Source organism: Actinoplanes cyaneus (genome assembly GCF_016862095.1).
Taxonomy (GTDB): domain Bacteria; phylum Actinomycetota; class Actinomycetes; order Mycobacteriales; family Micromonosporaceae; genus Actinoplanes; species Actinoplanes cyaneus.
Window position 1 is genome coordinate 1 of the sequence record NZ_BOMH01000072.1, and the last position, 18,478, is coordinate 18,478.

19 protein-coding genes and 2 tRNA genes are annotated in these 18,478 nt (G+C 70.9%); 9 read left to right on the top strand and 12 right to left on the bottom strand.

Annotation, left to right across the window (positions count from 1 at the left end):
* On the top strand, window positions 1-516 hold a 516-nt coding region (locus Acy02nite_RS39865), incomplete at its 5' end, for a type II toxin-antitoxin system HicB family antitoxin (protein WP_239175669.1).
* Window positions 517-900: 384 nt separating this feature from the next.
* Here the strand turns inward: Acy02nite_RS39865 and Acy02nite_RS39870 are convergent.
* The 4 genes from Acy02nite_RS39870 to Acy02nite_RS39885 form a co-directional block, all read right to left on the bottom strand.
* Window positions 901-974, bottom strand: a tRNA-Ile gene (locus Acy02nite_RS39870).
* Between the two features lie 47 nt (window positions 975-1,021).
* Window positions 1,022-1,195: a hypothetical protein gene (locus Acy02nite_RS39875; protein ID WP_203753609.1), complete on the bottom strand. Its 174-nt coding sequence runs from the start codon at window positions 1,193-1,195 to the stop codon at window positions 1,022-1,024.
* A 14-nt stretch (window positions 1,196-1,209) separates the two neighbouring features.
* Complete coding sequence (locus Acy02nite_RS39880) at window positions 1,210-2,472, bottom strand: NAD(P)/FAD-dependent oxidoreductase (protein WP_203753612.1); 1,263 nt, start codon at window positions 2,470-2,472, stop codon at window positions 1,210-1,212.
* 267 nt (window positions 2,473-2,739) lie between these two features.
* Window positions 2,740-2,812 (bottom strand) — tRNA-Asn (locus Acy02nite_RS39885).
* Between the two features lie 208 nt (window positions 2,813-3,020).
* On the opposite strand from Acy02nite_RS39885, the gene Acy02nite_RS39890 reads away from it, so the two are divergent.
* A complete protein-coding gene (locus tag Acy02nite_RS39890; RefSeq protein ID WP_203753614.1) occupies window positions 3,021-3,338 on the top strand; it encodes a hypothetical protein in 318 nt (105 codons plus the stop codon).
* 58 nt (window positions 3,339-3,396) lie between these two features.
* On the opposite strand, the gene Acy02nite_RS39895 is transcribed toward Acy02nite_RS39890, so the two are convergent.
* Window positions 3,397-4,422 (bottom strand): apurinic/apyrimidinic endonuclease family protein, encoded by a 1,026-nt coding sequence (locus Acy02nite_RS39895; RefSeq protein WP_203753616.1) that lies wholly within the window; start codon window positions 4,420-4,422, stop codon window positions 3,397-3,399.
* A gap of 606 nt (window positions 4,423-5,028) precedes the next feature.
* Here Acy02nite_RS39895 and Acy02nite_RS39900 point away from each other — a divergent pair.
* The gene (locus Acy02nite_RS39900) at window positions 5,029-6,258 is read left to right on the top strand and encodes a YhjD/YihY/BrkB family envelope integrity protein (protein ID WP_239175670.1); all 1,230 of its coding nucleotides are present in this window, start codon (window positions 5,029-5,031) and stop codon (window positions 6,256-6,258) included.
* A gap of 88 nt (window positions 6,259-6,346) precedes the next feature.
* Here the strand turns inward: Acy02nite_RS39900 and Acy02nite_RS39905 are convergent, their stop codons facing one another.
* Genes Acy02nite_RS39905 through Acy02nite_RS39930 form a run of 6 tightly spaced genes read right to left on the bottom strand, consistent with a single transcriptional unit; the run spans window position 6,347 to window position 12,534 of the window.
* A complete protein-coding gene (locus Acy02nite_RS39905) occupies window positions 6,347-7,156 on the bottom strand; it encodes an ABC transporter permease (protein WP_203753618.1) in 810 nt (269 codons plus the stop codon).
* 55 nt (window positions 7,157-7,211) lie between these two features.
* Entirely contained in the window at window positions 7,212-7,970 is a 759-nt protein-coding gene (locus tag Acy02nite_RS39910) for an ABC transporter permease (protein WP_203753620.1), read from the bottom strand.
* A complete protein-coding gene (locus Acy02nite_RS39915) occupies window positions 7,970-8,893 on the bottom strand; it encodes an ABC transporter ATP-binding protein (protein WP_203753623.1) in 924 nt (307 codons plus the stop codon). The genes Acy02nite_RS39910 and Acy02nite_RS39915 overlap by 1 nt, the downstream gene beginning before the upstream one ends.
* Window positions 8,894-8,903: 10 nt before the next feature.
* On the bottom strand, window positions 8,904-9,425 hold the full coding sequence (locus Acy02nite_RS39920; protein WP_203753626.1) for a hypothetical protein: 522 nt from the start codon (window positions 9,423-9,425) through the stop codon (window positions 8,904-8,906).
* A complete protein-coding gene (dnaG, locus tag Acy02nite_RS39925; protein ID WP_203753629.1) occupies window positions 9,422-11,284 on the bottom strand; it encodes a DNA primase in 1,863 nt (620 codons plus the stop codon). Before dnaG ends, Acy02nite_RS39920 begins: the two co-directional genes overlap by 4 nt.
* A gap of 38 nt (window positions 11,285-11,322) precedes the next feature.
* Complete coding sequence (locus Acy02nite_RS39930; RefSeq protein WP_203753631.1) at window positions 11,323-12,534, bottom strand: deoxyguanosinetriphosphate triphosphohydrolase; 1,212 nt, start codon at window positions 12,532-12,534, stop codon at window positions 11,323-11,325.
* A gap of 41 nt (window positions 12,535-12,575) precedes the next feature.
* Between Acy02nite_RS39930 and Acy02nite_RS39935 the strand changes: the two genes are divergently transcribed.
* Window positions 12,576-14,174, top strand: coding sequence for a methyl-accepting chemotaxis protein (locus tag Acy02nite_RS39935; protein ID WP_239175672.1), 1,599 nt, complete (start codon window positions 12,576-12,578; stop codon window positions 14,172-14,174).
* Here the strand turns inward: Acy02nite_RS39935 and Acy02nite_RS39940 are convergent.
* Window positions 14,171-14,536, bottom strand: coding sequence for a VOC family protein (locus tag Acy02nite_RS39940; RefSeq protein ID WP_203753633.1), 366 nt, complete (start codon window positions 14,534-14,536; stop codon window positions 14,171-14,173). The genes Acy02nite_RS39935 and Acy02nite_RS39940 overlap by 4 nt on opposite strands.
* 275 nt (window positions 14,537-14,811) lie before the next feature.
* On the opposite strand from Acy02nite_RS39940, the gene Acy02nite_RS39945 reads away from it, so the two are divergent.
* The 5 genes from Acy02nite_RS39945 to Acy02nite_RS39965 all read left to right on the top strand — a co-directional run bounded on the left by Acy02nite_RS39945 (window position 14,812) and on the right by Acy02nite_RS39965 (window position 18,459).
* A complete protein-coding gene (locus Acy02nite_RS39945) occupies window positions 14,812-15,159 on the top strand; it encodes a hypothetical protein (RefSeq protein WP_239175674.1) in 348 nt (115 codons plus the stop codon).
* A gap of 40 nt (window positions 15,160-15,199) precedes the next feature.
* The gene (locus Acy02nite_RS39950; protein ID WP_203753637.1) at window positions 15,200-16,210 is read left to right on the top strand and encodes a DUF4388 domain-containing protein; all 1,011 of its coding nucleotides are present in this window, start codon (window positions 15,200-15,202) and stop codon (window positions 16,208-16,210) included.
* Window positions 16,211-16,249: 39 nt separating this feature from the next.
* Window positions 16,250-16,750 carry a roadblock/LC7 domain-containing protein gene (locus tag Acy02nite_RS39955; protein WP_203753639.1) on the top strand — a complete coding sequence of 167 codons (501 nt, stop codon included), beginning with the start codon at window positions 16,250-16,252 and terminating at the stop codon, window positions 16,748-16,750.
* A gap of 95 nt (window positions 16,751-16,845) precedes the next feature.
* Window positions 16,846-17,217 carry a hypothetical protein gene (locus tag Acy02nite_RS39960; protein WP_203753641.1) on the top strand — a complete coding sequence of 124 codons (372 nt, stop codon included), beginning with the start codon at window positions 16,846-16,848 and terminating at the stop codon, window positions 17,215-17,217.
* A 162-nt stretch (window positions 17,218-17,379) separates the two neighbouring features.
* Window positions 17,380-18,459, top strand: coding sequence for a DUF2786 domain-containing protein (locus tag Acy02nite_RS39965; protein ID WP_203753644.1), 1,080 nt, complete (start codon window positions 17,380-17,382; stop codon window positions 18,457-18,459).
* Window positions 18,460-18,478 lie beyond the last annotated feature (19 nt).

Below are 18,478 nucleotides of genomic sequence, written 5' to 3' on the forward strand. Positions count from 1 at the left end.
TCGCGGGCCTTCACCCCCGGCCTGAAGGCCGGAGCACTGGCCCGCATTCCGGTAGCTGCCCTGGACGGGACTGGTCCGGACGAGGCGCTGACCCTACTGTTCGACCACCTCCCTGGCGAGAGCCTGAAAGCTCGCGCGAAGATGGCGGCGGGTGCTGACCGCGATCGAGAAGTTGGAGGAACGATCGTGAGCGTGGCGGACCACTACACCTACCGAGTTCGCTGGTCAGCGGAAGACGGCGAGTACGTCGGCACCGTCGCCGAACTGCCCTCCGTCTCCTGGCTCGCCGAAGACCGGCTGGAGGCCTTCATCGGCATCCAGCGCGTCGCCGAGGAGATCGTCGCCGATATGGAGGCCTCGGGCGAGACGCCGCCCGTGGCCATCGCCGATCGTTCCTATTCCGGCAAGTTCCAGGTCCGCGTGCCCGAAGAGGTCCACCGTCGTCTTGCCATCCGGGCGGCCGAGCAGGGCGTCTCCCTGAACGCGCTGGCCTCTTCACGCCTGGCCGGCGCCTGACGGTCCCGCGCAGCGGCCCGCAGCTCAGTCAGCATCGGAGCGTCGAGCTGGGATGACAGCCGCCATGCGGTCGGTCGGACGCGACCGGCCCGAACAGTCCGGCCTGATCACGCAGCACGGCAAGGTCAGCGATGGCCTCACCGCCGTCGGCCGGCATGACAGCGAGATCGACGGCGATCCGGCCCGGGTCATGGCCGCGCCGACGCTGCCGCAAACCGGCAAGGGCGTGGTTGGCGATCTCGCCGAGGGGTACAGGAACCGGCAGGTCACCGACAATGCCGCGGCAGCCGCAGCAGCGAGCCTCAGGGAGCGGACCGCGACCGGACCGCCCACCGCGCCCCACGTGACGTGGGGTCTGGGGGTCGCCCCCAGGCTGGCAAAGGGTGGGGCGGGCGGGACTCGAACCCGCGACCGAGGGATTATGAGTCCCCTGCTCTAACCCACTGAGCTACCGCCCCGTACCGGCGGCGATACTATCCCGCGGCCTGCTATCGGAGCTAGCGATCTATCGCTCCACCAGCGTCTGTGGCAACAAAACGATTTGGTATCGCGGGTCGGAGACCATGTCGGGCGGTTGCAGGTCGACGATCGCGGGGGCGTCGGCGTGGACGACGCCCGGTGAGTCGGGGCCGTCCGAGGTGGTGAATTCGGCGAAATTCTCCGGGTTCAGGTCGCTCAACACGTCTCCTTGGCTCATACCCCGACCCGGGCGCCGAGTGACGCCAGGACTTGGCCGGCTGTGCGCCAGCCGCCGGCCATCGCACCTTGGATGGACGGACTGTCGCGATGATCACCCGCGACGAAGAGGCCGTCGCCGAGCGCGACCGGCTTGCGCAGCGCCCATTGGGGTACGCGGGCGGCCGGCAACGCGTGCGGGATGGTGACAACGTTGAGCAGTTGCCAGTCGTCGGTGGGTGTCCCGTACATGCGGGAGAGTTCGACGCGGATGACCGCTTCGGAGGCGCTGGACGGGGCGGAGACGCCGACGACGGTGGCGGCGATCAGGCTCTGGCCGCTGGGGGCGTACTCGGGCGCCGCGTTGCTGACCACCACCGTGTTCGCGATGATCTCCCGGCGGTCGCCGTCGAGCAGCAGGATCGGCTCGTCGATCGGGGCGTGCGGGGCGCCGAAGTAGAACGTGGTGAGCCCGTGCATGTCCGGTTTCGGCAGCTGCGGGAGCAGTTCGGAGGCGTGTACCGGGTCGGTGGCGACGATCACGGCGCGGCAGCGGATCTCGCCGCCCTCGGTGACGACCATGCCGGGGCCGATGCTGAGGGTGCGGGCGCCGATGAGCAGTTGCGGGAACGGCAGCGGGCCGGCGATCGCGGCGGGCAGCGCGGCCATGCCGGCGGCGGGCACCCCGATCCGGCCGCGGGTGAAGGAGCGCAGCACCATCGCGGTGACGTGGCTGGACGTCTCGAGCGACCGGTCGGCGAAGACGCCGGAGAAGAACGGCCGCAGCACCTCTTCGATGATCCGGTGCGACAGTCCGGCTTTGCGGAGCATCTCCTGGGTGGTCGTCTCGGGCATGTCGAGCAGCCGGGCGACGGGCGTGGTGGCGCATCGGGTGGCGAGCGCCGCGAACTTGAGCCGGTCGGTGAGGGTGCCGACGCCGGAGAGCAGGGTCTGTGGGGTGGCAAGCGGTTCGCGCAGCGGGTTTTCCAGCCGGTGCAGGGCGCCGCCGCGGCGGACGAGGACGCCGGCGGTGAAGTAGCGCATCTGCAGCGCGTCCACGTCGACCAGCGCGGACAGCCGTGGGTAGGCGGTGTTCAGCACCTGGAAGCCACGGTCCATGTGCCAGCCGTCGACGACGTCGGTGGCGATGCGCCCGCCGACGCGGTCGGAGCCTTCGACGAGCAGCCATTCCACGCCGGCGCGGTCCAGTCGGCGGGCAGCGGACAGCCCGGCGAGCCCGCCGCCGACGATCACGACGTCAACCTCGACCGGCTGCGACATAACCACCTCACTGAGAGCGAACAACGCAGGCCTCAGCGTAACCGTGCACTTCGGGCCAAGGGAGCGAAAGCACAACAGGCCCGAAAACCCCCAGGACCAAGGCAGAGCTGCCGGGTACGCGACGAGCGAGGACCTTCCGGCGTGCCGCGAACAGCACGTTGCCCCGTACGGGGAAATCGATCTGCCCGGCGAGGCCGGCGCTCCAAGGAGAAAAGGAAGAGGGCCCCAGTCTGCTTTTCTGCAGACGTGGAGCCCTCGACCGGATCGCTCCCCCGATTGGACTCGAACCAATAACCTGCCGGTTAACAGCCGGCTGCTCTGCCAATTGAGCTACAGGGGATCGTGCTTGCCTCCGGGTTTCCCTGGCGACGGAGAAGAGATTACACGACCCCCGGGGCTTCGCGCGAAGGGGTATACCCCGTGACTCATCCTCCAGGTGTGACGCCGGGCAACACGAGTGAAACCAGGATGTAGGGAGTACCGGCACGGCAGGATGGGTATGCACGCGGCAGACACAGTTGCTTCACCACACGGAAGGAGCCGCCATCATGCGCGGAAAGCTCTTGTTCCTCGGCGGTCTCGCGGCGGGCTTCGTCCTGGGCAGCCGGGCCGGCCGCGAGAAGTACGAGGAGATTCGGGCGAACGCCGAGAAGTTCTGGCAGCACCCGACGGTCCAGGAAGCTGCCGGCGTGGCCCAGGCCCAGGCGAACAAGCTCTACACCGAGGGCAAGGACAAGATCCAGTCGTCCAAGCTCGGTGAGAAGCTGGGCACCACGCACACCGACAGCACCAGCAGCAGCACGGACGAGCTGCTCGCTCCGACGGATTCGCTCTCCGGCACCAAGGGGCCCGGCGGCACGCTCTGATCGTTCGCTTCACGGTGAGAGCCGCTCCCATGTGGGAGCGGCTCTCACCGTTTCCGGGTCAGGGCGCGGTGCAGGGTTCGCTCTCCGGCACCAGGCCGAGGGCGGTCAACTGCCCGATGACGTACGCCAGGTCAGGCGCTTCCGTGCCGTCGCCGCCCACCTCGATGTACTCGGTACGGGCGGTGTCCGCCGCGAGCAGGTGCCGCAGAATCGGCTGCCAGGCCACGGCCGGGTCGGTGATCCGGACCGTGATGACCGACAGGCCGGCGTCGGTGAGCCGGTCGATGCCGTCCTGCGGGGCGGGCCAGTCACGGGCGACCCGGGCCAGGTCGAGGCAGACGCCGAGCCGGTCCTTGTCGACCCGGGCCAGGGCCGCGACCGTCTCCTCGGGGCTGTCCAGCACGTACGCCGGCTGAGGTTCGAAACCGACCCGGACCGCGCGACCGACCCGCCAGGCCAGGTCGGCCAGACCGCCGGACAACCGGCGGAGGTGACGTGCGGTGGCCTTCTCGTGCGCCTCGTCCCAGACGTCGCGCCGGCCGAGCCCGCAGGTGCCGACCGCGCCGCGCACCTCGTCCTCGGGCAGCAGGTCGACGAGGATCCGGGCGAGCTCGAGGGTGTGCTGGAGGCGGGCGGGCTCACTCCAGTCGGGCAGGCCCCCGCCGGTGGGCGCCTGCGCAGTGCCGGCCCCGGCGTCCGGCGAAGCCTCCGGCGAGCCATCGGGAGCTGCGCCGCCTGCCTCTGCGTCCGGCGCGGTTTCCGGTGTGCCACCGGGGGGTGTGCCGCCGCCCTCGGCGTCGGGCCCGCCGCTCAGCGTGACCACCTCGAGGTTCCGGGTGTCGAGTTCGGCACGCAGCCGGGTGCGGGCGCGCCCGTCGTCGACGAGGGCGGCGGCAAGGGGATGGGACAGGCGCAGGGCGATCGTGAGCGGCCGGGATCGTCCGGGGCCTTCGGCCAGACCGGCTCGCAGCTCGGTGGCGGCCCTGTCGAGCATCGCGAACGCCTCGGCGGGGGTCGCCGCGTCCGTTAGGCTCAGGCCGCAGGTGAGGTGCACCGTGCGGCCGGAGGGATGTCGGAGCCGCATCAATGTCCTCCCCGGACGAGACCACCCGTGCAGGTGCACGTGCATTCGCTCGTGCTAACGGTTCCAGTATGGACCATCCTCGGCACGGCCCTCGATCGACCAGTGCCCAGCCGCCGGGCTGCCATGAGCGCCTCCAACCTGGAATGTCCTGCCCTCGGATACGAGCGTGCGACGCCGGACGGATCATCGGCACACTTGCCGTGCGACACCGTGACCGGCGCTTTCATGATCAAAACCCGTCGGACGGATAGGTGATCGACGATCTCCACCCCCGGAGTGACCAGCGAGTAGCAATGGTGGGCGACATCCGGGAGAGCGTTTTCGGACCCCCACATGTGTGCACCATATGAACAAATGGACATGCAATGCGCGACTGCTCGTGCGTACGCCCCGTGCCCCCGCACGGGGCAAATGCCCACCTTGCCCCTACCCCTTTCCCCCTTCCTCACTCCTTGACCGCCCCGCGGCGGGGCGGATCCGGCAGTGGCCACCGGAGGGTTAGTGACGCTCCGCGGTGGGGAACTACCAGGAAGGACGTATTCGCACGTCGCGGCGGGGAGGGGCGGCGCGCGGCGGCCGACCGCTTCGCCGAAGGGAAAGCCCGCAATGAGACTGCGCCACAGCCCGGAAGGGCACCACGACTCCGACGACAACGACACCCCGGCGACCGGTTCGGCCTCGGTTTCCGGCACACCCTCTTCGCAATCCGGCGACGACGCCCAGCCCCGGACGGGCGACGAGGCAGCGGACCCGGAACGGCGCCACGGCGACGCTGCGGACGCCAGACGGCGGGGCGGGGAGGACTTCGACCTGGCCGCCGCCGGGACGACCGACGTGGGCCGCTCCCCCGACCCGCGGGAACTGACCGCGCCGGGCCCCGACGACGGGCCGGACCGTCCATCACAGCTGCGCGCCAAAGGGATCTTCGCGGCGGTGAAGCGGACGTTCAAGCAGTTCTCCGAGGACAACGTCTCGGACTGGGCGGCCGCCCTCACCTACTACGGCGTCCTGTCGATCTTCCCGGGCACGCTGGTGATCGTGTCGCTGCTCGGCCTGCTCGGCGAGACCGGGCAGCGAACCGTCACCGACGCGGTCACCCAGATCACCCCGAACTCGGAGCTGCGCGACCTGGTCAACACCGTGCTGGACCAAGTGCAGGGCACCGGCAACGCGGGGCTGGCGGCGATCGTCGGTCTGCTCGTCGCGTTCTGGTCGGCGTCCGGGTACATCGCCGCGTTCATGCGCGCGTCGAACGCGATCTACGACGTGCCGGAGGGCCGGCCGATCTGGAAGACCCTGCCGATCCGGGTCGGGGTGACCGCGATCGTCGGCGTGATGCTGATCGCCTCCGCGGCCATCGTCGTGTTCACCGGTGACCTGGCCCGGATCGTCGGTGACCGGATCGGGCTCGGCGAGGTCGCCGTGAGCACCTGGAACATCGCCAAGTGGCCGGTCCTGCTGGTCCTGGTCAGCCTGATGTTCGCGATCCTCTACTGGGCGTCGCCGAACGCCAAGACCGGCGGGTTCCGCTGGATCAGCCCCGGTGGCATCTTCGCGGTGCTGCTCTGGGTGGCGGCGTCCGCCGGGTTCGCGATCTACCTGGCGAACTTCGCGAACTACAACAAGACGTACGGCACGCTGGGCGGCGTCGTCGCGTTCCTGGTCTGGCTGTGGATCTCCAACATGGCGATCATGCTCGGCGCCGAGCTGGACGCGGAGCTGGAACGGGGCCGCGCCATCGCCGCCGGGCACCCGGCCGACGAGGAGCCGTTCCTGGAGCTGCGCGACACCCGCGCGCTCAAGAAGGGCTCCGAACACGGCCTGAGCCAGGGTTGAGCCGGCCGCGCGGGCGGTGGAACAGCACCGTCCGCGCGGTCATGACCGGCGGTGGCCGGGAGATCGGCCGGGACGCCGGTCGCGCGCGTCACTTGCAGAGCAGCTTGCCCATCCGGGTGCCGGCGACGGTCAGCCCCACCGCCAGCAGCACCAGCAGGTAGACCACGTCGACGACCTGCGCCCACCCGGCCGTGCCCAGGCTGATGCCCCGGATCAGGTCCACCGACCGGTACAGCGGGGAGAGCTCGACCAGCCAGCGCAGCACCGCCGGATAGGCCTCGGCGGGCACGAACGTCCCGGAGAACAGGAACAGCGCGAACTGCCCCGCCCCGATCAGGTCGAAATCCTGCCAGCTGCGGATCAGCGTGGCCACCGTCATCCCGAGCGCCCCGAACGCGAAGCCGACCAGCACCGCCGCCGGGAACGCGGCCAGCGCCCGCAGCGGTGTCGTCAGATCCATCACCACCATGATCGCCAGGAACGCGATCGAGTAGAGACTGCCGCGGACCATCGCCCAGATCAGCTCACCCACGGCGATCTCGAACGGCCGGATCGGGGTGGCCAGCATCCCGTCGTACAGCCGCATGAACTTCATCTTGCCGAAGAAGTTGAAGGTGGTCTCGGCGAGCGCCCCGCTCATCGCGGACGCGGCGAGCATCGCCGGGGCGACGAACTCCGTGTAGCTCACCGTCCGCCCGCCGGGCAGCCCGATGTCGCCGATCAGGGCGCCGACCCCGACCCCGATCGAGAACAGGTACAGCACCGGCTCCAGCAGGCCGCCGGCCATCACCACCCAGTACGCCGATTTCAGCGCGTTGACATTCCGCTCGGTGACGCGCACGGCCCGGCCGCCGCTGCCCTCGAACGACACCAGTTTCGGAAGGACCAGCGTCAGCACGACCTCACCCCGCTCATCATCCTCACCGCGTTCGTCATCCTCACCACGCTCATCGTCAGAACACCAACCGGCGTTGGAACCGCCAGCGGGCCAGGAACCAGCCCGCCACGCACCAGAGCAGCAGGTAGAGCGCGTGCCAGAGCCCGGCCGCCCCGATGCCGAGACCGAGCGTGGCGGCCCGGGTGAGGTCCACCCCGTGCCAGAGCGGCAACGCATACGCCAGCCAGCGCAGCGGCCCGGGCAGCGACTCGATCGGGAAGAACACCCCGGAGAAGAGCGACATCGGCAGCACCGCGAAACGGAACAGGATCGCCAGATAGCTGTCGCTGCGGATGCTCGCCGTGTACGCCACCACGGGCGCGGCCACCGCAAGCCCGATCAGCACCGAGAGCGGCAGCACGGCCAGGGTCCACAGCGAGTGCAACGCCCCGAACGGCGCCGCGACCAGCAGGAAGGCGACGACACTGAGCAGCACCCGGAACATCATGAAGGCCAGGTGCCCGCCGAGGATGTCGCCGACCCGCAGCGGCGCGGCCGCCTGCGCGAAGTACACCTTCAGCCACTCGAAGCTGCTCAGCACCGGCCAGGTGGCCTCGCCGAGCGCGGTCTGCGCCGCCGTCGAGGCGATCAGCCCGGGCACGATCCAGTCCAGATAGGACGCGCCGTCGATGTCGGTCTGCACGTAACCGCCGACGCCCAGGCCGAAGCCGAGCATGGTCAGCAGCGGCAGCACCATCGTCGACAGCGCGCTCGACCGCCAGGTGCGGCGGTAGTTGACCAGGTGGTACTCCAACACGTACGCCGAGGAGGTCATCAGTCCACCAGCGTCCGGCCGGTGAGGTGCAGGAACACGTCCTCCAGGCCGGCCCGGCGGACCAGGGCCGAGGCCGGGCTCAGCGAACGCCGCTGCACCTGCGCCAGGGCGTCGTCCCCGTCGGCGACGTAGAGCAGCACCCGGTCGGGCAGCACCTCGACGCGCTCGGCGACACCGGCCAGCTTCTCCGCATACGCCCCCTGGTCCTCGGTAGCGAACCGCAGCTCGACCACCTCACGGGTGGAGTGCTGCTCGATCAGGGAGCGGGGCGAGCCCTCCGCGACGATCCGGCCCCCGTCCATCACCACCAGGCGGTCGCAGAGCTGTTCCGCCTCGTCCATGTAATGCGTGGTCAGCACCAGTGTCACGCCTTGCTGCTTGAGCCGGAACAGCCGCTCCCACACCAGGTGCCGGGCCTGCGGGTCGAGGCCGGTGGTGGGCTCGTCGAGCAGCACGAGGTCGGGCTCGTTCACCAGCGCGCGGGCGATCGTGAGCCGCCGTTTCATGCCGCCGGAGAGCGGCTCGACCTTGCTGCCGGCCCGCTCGGTGAGCTGGACGAACTCGAGCAGCTCGTCGGCCCGGCGGCGAGCGGTGGCGCGGGAGATGCCGAAGAACCGCGCATACGTCGTCAGGTTCTCCCGGACGGTCAGCTCGACGTCCAGGTTGTCGAGCTGCGGGCAGACGCCGAGCCGGGCCCGGATGGCCGGCCCGTCCCGCAGCGGATCCATGCCCAAGATCCGCAGCACCCCGTCGGTGGGTGGCGAGACGCAGCCGATCATCCGCATGGTGGAGCTCTTGCCGGCGCCGTTGGGCCCCAGGAAACCGAACGCCTCACCGGCCTGCACGTCGACGTCGATGCCGTCGACGGCGGTGAAGTCGCCGAACCTCTTGATCAATCCGCGGGCGTGGATAAGGGCTGTCACACCCGAGACCCTACGGAGGGGGTGCGACAGAATTCTGCGCCGCGGCCACCAACTCACCGGTCGCCTCGATGACGGCGGGCCAATCCGTCCAGGAGCCCGCGTCGTAGCGGACCGCCCAGCTGAGCCCGTCCTGCCCGCTGACCCGGCGCCCGACCACCCGCAGAGCGCCGTGCTCGATCTCGTGGTGGGTCGTGAACGCCACCGAGCGGGTCACCCGGGCGCGCACCTGGTTGGGCAACTCCCCCGGCTCCAGCAGCAGGAACGTCATCACCGGCCCGTCCACCAGGACGGTGTAGCCGTCGCGTTCCCCGGCGACCTCGGCCGGGGTGATCCGCAGCTCCCGCCCGGACCAGGCGACCTTGTGGATCTCGTGCCAGCCGAGACGTTCCCCGGCACCGGGCAGCCAGATGCCCCGGTTCGTCGCGACGAGGACGCCCTCCTCGGAACGGGCCCAGGTGAGCACCCGCTCCTCGGCGTCGAGCGGGGGACGGTGCTCGGCCGGCAGCGGGGGCCGGCGTCGGAAGAGCTTCACATGCCACCTGCCGCCTGTTCACGCAGGGCCCGGGCCTGCTGTTCCAGCGAGAAGAGCTCCCCGGCGAGCGCCAGATACTGATCCTTGTGGGTGACCGGGTTGAGCCGCTGCACCTTCGATTTCAGGTCGCGGATCCGGGTCGTCACCGCGGCGCCCTGCAGCCGGGCCAGGGTGATCTGCACGTAGCGCGGGTCGGCGGCGCCGTCGACCCGCAGGGGCTCCACCGCCAGCTCACTGACCAGGCCCTGCGCACCCAGGTCGGTGCAGGAGTCACGGACCTTCTCGATCCAGACCACGCCGGCGGTGGCCGAGCACGCGCCGCCGGCCTGGGCGATCGCCTCGCGCAGCGCCGCCAGCACCGGGTCGGCGTAGTTCTCCGGGCCCAGGGCGTCGAACATCGGGCCGGCCAGCGCCGGCTCCTGCAACGCCAGTTTCAGCGCCTCCCGCTCGACCAGCCGCTGCGGCGAGTCGGCGGGGACGCGACGGCCCGGCGACCGCTGCTCGGCGGCCTCGCCACGCAGCGCGTTGTTCACCGCACGCTGCACCGGCTCCAGGTCCATGCCGAGGTCGCCGGCCAGCTTCCGCGCGTACTCCGGCCTCTTCTCCCTGTCCTTGATCTTGGCGACCAGGGGGGCGGCCTTGCGCATCGCCTCGACCCGGCCCTCGACCGTGTCCAGGTCGAAGCGGGAGATGGTGTGCCGGAGCGCGAAGTCGACGAGCGGCTCACGACCGGCGATCATGTCGCGCACCGCCAGGTCGCCCCGGGTCAGGCGCAGGTCGCACGGGTCCATGTTGTCCGGGCTGACCGCGATGAACGTGCGCCCGACGAAGCGCTGATCCTCCTCGAACGCCCGCAGCGCCGCCTTCTGCCCGGCAGCGTCCCCGTCGAAGGTGTAGATGATCTCGCCGGTGAAGCTGTCGCTGTCCATCAGCAGCCGCCGCAGCACCCCGATGTGGTCGATGCCGAACGCCGTGCCGCACGTCGCCACCGCAGTCGGCTCGCCGGCCTCGTGGCAGGCCATCACATCGGTGTAGCCCTCCACGATCACCGCCCGGCCGCGCTTGGCGATCTCCCGTTTCGCGTGGTCGATGCCGTAGAGCACGTGCGACTTCTTGTAGATCGGCGTCTCGGGCGTGTTCAGGTACTTCGGGCCGTCGTCGTCGTCGAACAGCTTGCGCGCGCCGAACCCGATCACGTCACCGCTCAGGTCCCGGATCGGCCAGAGCAGCCGGCGGCGGAACCGGTCGATCAGCGAACCCGACCGGGCCGTCTTGGACAGGCCCGCGGTGATCAGCTCGTCCTGGGTGAAGCCCTGCAACCGCAGGTGCTTGCTCAGCGCGTCCCACGAGTCGGGGGCGAAACCGCACCCGTACTTCTCGGCGGCGTCCCGGCCGAAGCCGCGCCCGGCCAGGAACTCGCGGGCCTTGCGCGCGCCGGGCGAGCCGAGCTGGTCACGGTAGAACTCGACGGCGGACGCGTGCGCGGCGATCAGCCGCTGCCGCTGCCCCGCCTGCGGCCGCGGACCGGACGGCTGGGGGCCGTCGTTGTCATACCTCAACTGGATGCCGGCCTTGCCGGCCAGCCGCTCCAGCGCCTCGACGAACGACAGGTGCTCCGCGTCCATCAGGAACTTGATGGCGTCGCCGCCCTGGCCGCAGCCGAAGCAGAAATACACCCCGCGGGCCGGGGAGACGTTGAATGACGGGGACTTCTCGTCATGGAAGGGACACAGGCCCTTCAAGTTGCCGCCCCCGGCCGAGCGCAGCGTCACGGTCTCGCTGATCACATCGGCGATCGAGGTGCGGTCGCGGACCAGTGCGATGTCCTCGTCCTTCACCCTGGCGGCCACGGCATACATCCTGCCTCGCGCCGCCCGGCGATTGCCAGCAGGGTCCTTCAGGAAACGACGACCAGGTCGCGGTGCCAGGCGACGGCGGCGGGGTCGGTGAGCGACGCCACCTGATCGACGATCACCCGCAGCGCCGCGGCGTCACTCCCGGCCGCCGCGTGCAACGGCCGGAAGAGAGGATCCAGCCTTTCCGGCGTACGGGCCAGCGCCGCCACCAGCTCCACGATGATCGTGCGCTGCTGCTCGTACCAGTGCTCGGCCGCCCGGGTCCGCATCACGTACCGGAAGGCCATGCCCTTGAGCAGCGCGCACTGGTTCCGCACGGTCCGCGGGACGATCAGGTCGGCGTCGTACCGGCGCATCGGCTCGGTCCCGTACCGGCTGTGGGTCGCGCCGACCGCCGACGACACGAATCGGCCGGTCAGCACACTTGTCATCCGTTTGAGGGCGATCTGCGCGGCGTACGACCCGTCGTAGTCCTCCACCGCGGCCACCGCCGGATCGGCGAGCAGGTGCTCGAGCGCCTCCCCGAGCTGGTCCGGTGTCTCGTCGGAGTAGGTGGCGGCCACGTCCGCGCACAGCTCGGCGCGTTCGGCCGGGTCGCGCAGCAGCGGGCGCAGGTGCAGGTAACCGCCATGCACGCCGTCCTCGACGTCGTGCACCGAGTACGCCACGTCGTCCGCCCAGTCCATCACCTGCGCCTCCAGGCAGCGGCGGTCGTCGTCGCGGCCGTCGCGCAGCCAGGTGAAGACCGGCTCGTCGTCGGCGTAGACCCCGAACTTGCGGGTGCCGGGGCGGCGGAACCACGGGTACTTGGAGCAGGCGTCGAGCGCGGCGCGGGTCAGGTTGAGGCCGGCACCGGGAACCTTGGCCTCCAGCCGGGTGAGCACCCGCAGCGTCTGCGCGTTGCCCTCGAAGCCACCGCAGGGCTGGGCGGCGACGTCGAGCGCGGCCTCCCCGTTGTGGCCGAACGGCGGGTGCCCGAGGTCGTGGGCCAGCCCCGCGACGTCGACCACGTCCGGGTCGCAGCCGAGCCGGGCCCCCATCTCCCGGGAGATCTGGGCGACCTCCAGGGAGTGGGTCAGACGCGTACGCAGGAAATCGTCGGACCCGGCGGTGTGCACCTGGGTCTTGGCGGCCAGCCGGCGAAAACCGGCGGAGTGCAGCACGCGGGCGCGGTCCCGCTGGTACGGGGTCCGTCCGTAGCCGCTGTCCTTGGCGGGCTCGGATGCCCAGCGCTGGGCGTCTGCGGCCGACATGTGATCACCTTATGCCGCTCAGCCGGTTTCCGATGGTGCCGATGGGTACAGGCGTGGAGTCCCTTTCCCGGCGCGGAGGCGTCACGATCGTGGGTCGCCTCGTCGTGATGGGCGCCGCCGGGCTGCTGTCGGTCGGCCTGGTGACCGGTTTCGCGGTCCGCAACGCGTCGGGCCAGTCCGCCGCGAACGAGGAGATCGCCAAGGTCAGTGAGGCGATGAGCGACCAGTGGAACGCCGACATGATGCACGACGCGCTGCGGGCGGACGTGATGGCGGCGATGTACGCGACGACCGCCGCCATGCGGGAGTCGTTCGCGGTGGACGAGGTCGCCGGCCACGGGCAGACGATGCTCACGATGTACGACGACGCGGCCGCCAACGCGCCGCCGGAACTCGCCGCGGACTACGCCGCGATCCGCCCGTCGGTGCAGAAGTACACCGAGGTGGCGAACGACATGGTGACGAGCGCGGCCGAGGATCACGCCGCCACGGCCGGGCGCCTCCCGGACTTCCTCACGGTCTACTCGGACCTGGAGGAGAAGCTGGGCGGTCTTGACGAGCGGATGTACGCCGCGGTCGAGGCCGCCGCCGCGGAGGGCACCGAGACGTCACGGTCGAGCAACCGATTGATCGTGCTCGCCGCGATCCTGGCCGCCCTGATCACGGCGACCGCCTGCGCCCTGACGGTCCGGGCGATCCGCCGGCCGCTGCGCGGGATGCTGGACGCGCTGCGGGCCCTGGCGAAGCGGGACCTCACCGTCCGCGCCCCGGTGATCAACCGGGACGAGCTGGGCGAGATGGCCACCGCGCTGAACGAGGCGACGACCGTGCTTCAGGGCACCGTCTCGGCGACCGCGGACCGCGTCACCGTCCTGACCGGCGCCAGCACCGAGCTGCAGAGGCTGGCCGGCACGCTGGACCAGTCGGCCGAGGCGACGTCGGCGCAGGCGCGCAGCGCGGACGCGTCGGCCGGCAACGTCTCCGGCTCGGTGAACGACATGATGGCCGCGACCGAGCAGCTGTCCGCGTCGATCCGGGAGATCGCCAAGCAGGCGCTCGCCGCGGCGACGACCACGAACGAGGCCACCACCGGCGCGAACCGGACCGCCGACGCGGTGGCGAAACTCAGCGACGCGAGCCGTGAGGTCGGCGACATCGTGCAGATGATCACCAACATCGCGGAGCAGACGAACCTGCTGGCGCTGAACGCGAGCATCGAGGCGGCCCGGGCCGGGCAGGCCGGCAAGGGCTTCGCCGTGGTCGCGAGCGAGGTGAAGGACCTGGCCCAGGAGACCGCGCAGGCGACCGCGGACATCACCGCGAAGATCCTGACGATCCAGGAGATGACGGCCGGCACAGCGGCGGCGATCGCGGCCATCTCCGCGGTGATCGACCGGATCGACGACGGGCAGCGGACCATCGCCGCAGCGGTCGAGGAGCAGTCGGCCACCACCGATCAGCTGGCCCGCGACGTGGGGGCGGTGTCCGCGGCGGCATCCGAGATCAGCGGCACGGTGTCGCACATCAGCACGTCCAGCGCGGACACGGCGGAGGGCGCCAACACCACCCGGCACTCGGCCGAGCTGGTCAGCGGCGCGGCCGGCGAGATCCGCGCCCTGATCAGCGAGTTCCGCTACTAGCTTCCGCGGGCGGCGAGCACGCAGAACTCGTTGCCCTCCGGGTCGGCGAGCAGGACCCACGGCACGTCGCCCTGCCCGATGTCGACCGGCCGGGCGCCCATCCCCACCAGGCGTTCCACCTCGGCCTCCTGATCGTCGGGACGCAGGTCGAGGTGCAGCCGGTTCTTGACCGTCTTCACGTCGTCGTTCTGCCCGAAGAGCAGCCCGGGCAGCTCGTCGGGGCGGCGGCGGATCTCCACGTAGTGGCCGTCCCGGTCGTCGCCCTCGTCCACGATCGTGTAGCCGAGCGCCTCGGCCCACCAGCGCGCCAGCCGGGCGGGGTCATGCGAGTCCACCACGACCTGCTCCCAACGACTGGGCATATGACCTCCCGGCGATCGACACGTGACGATCAGGTTACGCGACCCGAACGGGCGGTCCCGGCAGCCCGGGCGGACTCGCCGTGCGACCCGTCCCACCAGGATGACCGGTCACTCGACCAGGACGCACAAAGCGTGCGACCTGTCGGCTCTGTGTCACCGGAGGATGGCCCACGGTGGCGGGAACGGCGCTGTGGCCGTACGTCACCAGCAGGGAAGACTCGGAAAGCACGTCGAGGAGAGAAGTGCCCGGCGTCGATCACTGTCTACAGGAGGCCATGACGATCCCTGGCGCCGTGGGAGCCAGCATCGTCGACTACACCACCGGTTTTCCGGTCGCCACGACCGGAGCCGCACCCAATGCGGACCACGAGGCCGCGGCCTCCGGCACTGCCGAGGTGGTCCAGGCCGCGAACAGCCGATCGCTGTTCGTCTCGGCGATCCCGCACGACCTGCTCGAGGACCTGATCATCACGACGGCCGGGGGTTACCACCTCCTACGGGTCGTGCGGACCGAATTCGACAGTCGCCTGGTGCTCTACGTCTGGCTGGACCGGGTTCGCGGCAACCTCGCCGTGGCCCGCCGCCAGATGCAGCGCCTGGCCGACGAGCTCGTCGCATCCTGACCAGCTACCTGACCAACGCACACACCAGTGAGGAGTAACGGTGGCCGCCACGAAGACCGCCGCACCCGGCGATCTGCTCTCGCAGGTCGCCGAGGGGCGGCAGACCGGAGCGCTGGTGGTGGGCGGCCATCCCGGCGGCGCGGTCTACGTCTTCGAGGGACGGGTCATCTACGCCGAGTCGCCCGCCGCGCCCGGGGTCGGCGAGCTGCTCACCTCGTCGGGGCGGCTGGCCGGGCGCACCTGGCAGAACGCGCTCGACCTGGGCACCTCGACCGCCCGGGTGGGCCGGCTGCTGGTCGAGCAGGGTCACCTGACCCAGGGGGAGCTGGAACTGTGCGTGCTCGGGGCGACCTACGACGCGGCGTACTTCGTGCTCACCTCGGGGGCGGTGCCGGTGGACTTCCTGCCGGCGGCGACGCACTGGCTCGGAGCGGTCGTGCACATAGACACCGTCGCCGTGCTGCGGGAGGTGCGGCGCCGGGTCACGTTGCTCGACGACATCTTCCCGAACCCGCGGATCGACACGCACCCGGTGAGCCCGGTCGCGCGTCCCCCGCGGGAGCGGGTGACGGTCACCGCGCTGCAGTGGGAGCTGCTGATCCACGCGGACGGCCAGCGCACCCCGGCCGACCTGGCCCTGCTGCTGGGCCGCGCCGGCTACGCCACCATCCAGGAACTGCGGCGGCTCGCGGCCCTGGGCCTCATCGAGCTTCCCGCGGCACGGGCGCCGGACGGTCCCGACTTCGTCCGCCTCCCCCAGCACCGTGCCGAGGCGGCCCCGGTGACGCGACCCGCGCCGCCACCACCGGTCGAGGAGACGGCGGCCGTGCCGGTGATCAGCGGGCCGCCTCCCCCACTTCCCCCGCCCGCGCCACCGCCGTCACCACCGGGCGAGGGGAACACCGGGCCGAACCGGTTGCCCCGGCTCGCCCGCCGCAAACCCGGGGCCAAGCTGCCGAAGGAGCTGGCCACCGAGAACCCGCCGGTGCATCAGGGCACCGACGAAGTCCTGCTGAAGCGCATACGCACCGCATTGAGGGCACTGCGGTGACGCGCGCACCCCCCGATCGAGGAGAAGGAGCGTCCGAGGATGACGGTGGACCCGGCGGTACTCGACGAGCTCGGCCGCCTGCGCAGCAGGGTGCCAGAGCTGTCCGGCAGCGTGCTCGCCACCGCCGACGGGATGGTCGTCGCGCACGACTCGCACGGCATCGAACCGGACACCCTGGCCGCTCTCGCCGCGGCGCACCTGGCCCTGGCGCGCCGGTTCGCGCACGCGGTCAACCACGGTGAGCTGCGGGAGTCGGTCGTCGAGTGCGACGGCGGCTACATCACCTCGTACACCGCGGGCCCGAACGCCCTGCTCACCGTGGTCACCTCGGGCGACGCGAACCTCGCCATGGTGCACCTGGAGGCCCGGCGGTGCGTGCGCCGGATCGTCAAGCTCATCGCCCTGGAGACGGTCCAGCACAAGCACCACGTGCGACCGGAGATCCCGCAACAGACCGGACCGTCGCCGATCCCGCTGGCCCGGCGGACCCCGATGGCCACCCTGCCGAACGTCTCCCGCCGTCGCACGGCGGCCGGCTGACCGGCAGGCGCAGAACCCGCGGCAATCCGCCGCATCCCATCCGGCGTCGCCGTCGTCACGGCGGGCCGCCATCCCACAACGGAGGAACGAATCTCATGGCCGATATGGAAACCGCCCTGAAGGAAGTTATGGAGATCGACGGCTGCATCGGCGTCGCTCTCGTGGACCACACCAGCGGCATGGCCCTGGGCACCCTCGGCGGCGGCAAGGACCTCGACCTGACGGTCGCCGCGGCCGGCAACACCGACGTGGTCCGGGCGAAGCTGCGGGCGATGGAGATGCTCAACCTCTCCGAGAAGATCGAGGACATCCTGATCACCCTCGACACGCAGTACCACATGATCCGGCCGCTCACGAGCCGCTCGGGCAAGGGGCTGTTCCTTTACGTGGCGCTGCGCCGGGACCGGGCGAACCTCGCCATGTCGCGGCACCAGCTGCGCCGCATCGAGAACGACCTCGACGTCTAGTCCTCGCCTCCAGCCGTGATCGCCACCCCTTTCGGCGGGGAGGGCTCGCACCGCCCTCCCCGCCCCGGCTCGCGGCCGTCCCGTCCGGGGGTGGGCACGGTCACGTCGCGAACCCGGTGACCGCGGCCGGGAAACGGCAGCTCGGCGGCTAGCATTCGAGCCATGTCGGCCCGGGAGATCGTCGCACGCGTCCGGGCCGGAGAGCTCGACCACGAAACCGCCCTCGACCTGCTCACCGGCGCGCCGGCCGCGGAGACCGACGCGGCGCTGACCGAGGCGCTGCGAGCGGAGTTCGAGCGGCTGTTCACCGGCGGCTGGCAGCCGGTCGAGCTGCACCGGGCCATCGCGCGGCGCGGCGACCCGATCCAGGGGCGCCTGGTCGCGGAGGCGGCAGCGGCGTTCATGCTCGGCAAGGAGCCGGTCGACGACGGGTGGCGGGCCCAGGCCGTACAGCTGCAATCGTCTTCCGACGGCCGCCGGCGGGACCGCATCGCCGTGCTGGACGCCTCCCTCGATCTTCTGCCGGAGCTGCGGCGCCTCCCGGCCATCGAGATCCTGGTCCCACCGCCCGGGACAGCGGCGACCACCGTGCATCACCACGCCGACCGGCGGCTCCTCGACCGGGTGCGGGCCCTGCTGGCCAAGGCGGAGGCGACCGACTTCCCGGCCGAGGCGGAAAGCTACAGCGCGAAGGCGCAGGAACTGATCACGCGGTACCGGATCGAGGAGGTCACCGCGCCGGCCGCCGGGGTCACCCCGTTCGCCCGGCGGATCGGCGTCGACCACCCCTACGAGAACGAGAAGGCCGGCCTGCTCGACGCCGTCTCCCGGGCCAACGGCTGCCGCACGGTCTGGTCACCGGAGCTGGGCTTCAGCACGATCTTCGGCTTCGACGCCGACATCGACGCGGTCGAGCTGCTGCACACGTCCCTGCTGGTCCAGGCGAACAAGGCGATGACCAGGGACGAGCCGGCCAAGGGCCGGGCTCGGGTGAAGGCGTTCCGCCGCTCGTTCCTGATCGCCTACGCCATCCGGATCGGAGAACGGCTGCGCGAGGTGACCGAGCACGAGTTCTCCGGGCGCGGCGACCTCCTGCCGGTTCTGCGCAACCGCGACGTCGAGGTCCGCGCCGCGATGGAGAAGGTCTTCCCGCGCACGGTCCGCGCCCGCACCAGCCGCGTCGACAGCCTGGAGGGCTGGGACTCCGGCCGAGCGGCCGCCGACGAAGCACAGCTGCGCTGACAAGCTCTGATCTAACCGC

Coding starts and splice junctions, on each gene's coding strand:
- Acy02nite_RS39890 (WP_203753614.1), top strand. CDS start 3,021: ATGCGCGGAAAGCTCTTGTTCCTCGGCGGTCTCGCGGCGGGCTTCGTC.
- Acy02nite_RS39930 (WP_203753631.1), bottom strand. CDS start 12,534: ATGTCGGCCGCAGACGCCCAGCGCTGGGCATCCGAGCCCGCCAAGGAC.
- Acy02nite_RS39955 (WP_203753639.1), top strand. CDS start 16,250: ATGACGGTGGACCCGGCGGTACTCGACGAGCTCGGCCGCCTGCGCAGC.
- Acy02nite_RS39895 (WP_203753616.1), bottom strand. CDS start 4,422: ATGCGGCTCCGACATCCCTCCGGCCGCACGGTGCACCTCACCTGCGGC.
- Acy02nite_RS39965 (WP_203753644.1), top strand. CDS start 17,380: ATGTCGGCCCGGGAGATCGTCGCACGCGTCCGGGCCGGAGAGCTCGAC.
- Acy02nite_RS39940 (WP_203753633.1), bottom strand. CDS start 14,536: ATGCCCAGTCGTTGGGAGCAGGTCGTGGTGGACTCGCATGACCCCGCC.
- Acy02nite_RS39900 (WP_239175670.1), top strand. CDS start 5,029: ATGAGACTGCGCCACAGCCCGGAAGGGCACCACGACTCCGACGACAAC.
- Acy02nite_RS39935 (WP_239175672.1), top strand. CDS start 12,576: ATGGGTACAGGCGTGGAGTCCCTTTCCCGGCGCGGAGGCGTCACGATC.
- dnaG (WP_203753629.1), bottom strand. CDS start 11,284: ATGTATGCCGTGGCCGCCAGGGTGAAGGACGAGGACATCGCACTGGTC.
- Acy02nite_RS39910 (WP_203753620.1), bottom strand. CDS start 7,970: ATGACCTCCTCGGCGTACGTGTTGGAGTACCACCTGGTCAACTACCGC.
- Acy02nite_RS39960 (WP_203753641.1), top strand. CDS start 16,846: ATGGCCGATATGGAAACCGCCCTGAAGGAAGTTATGGAGATCGACGGC.
- Acy02nite_RS39880 (WP_203753612.1), bottom strand. CDS start 2,472: ATGTCGCAGCCGGTCGAGGTTGACGTCGTGATCGTCGGCGGCGGGCTC.
- Acy02nite_RS39945 (WP_239175674.1), top strand. CDS start 14,812: ATGACGATCCCTGGCGCCGTGGGAGCCAGCATCGTCGACTACACCACC.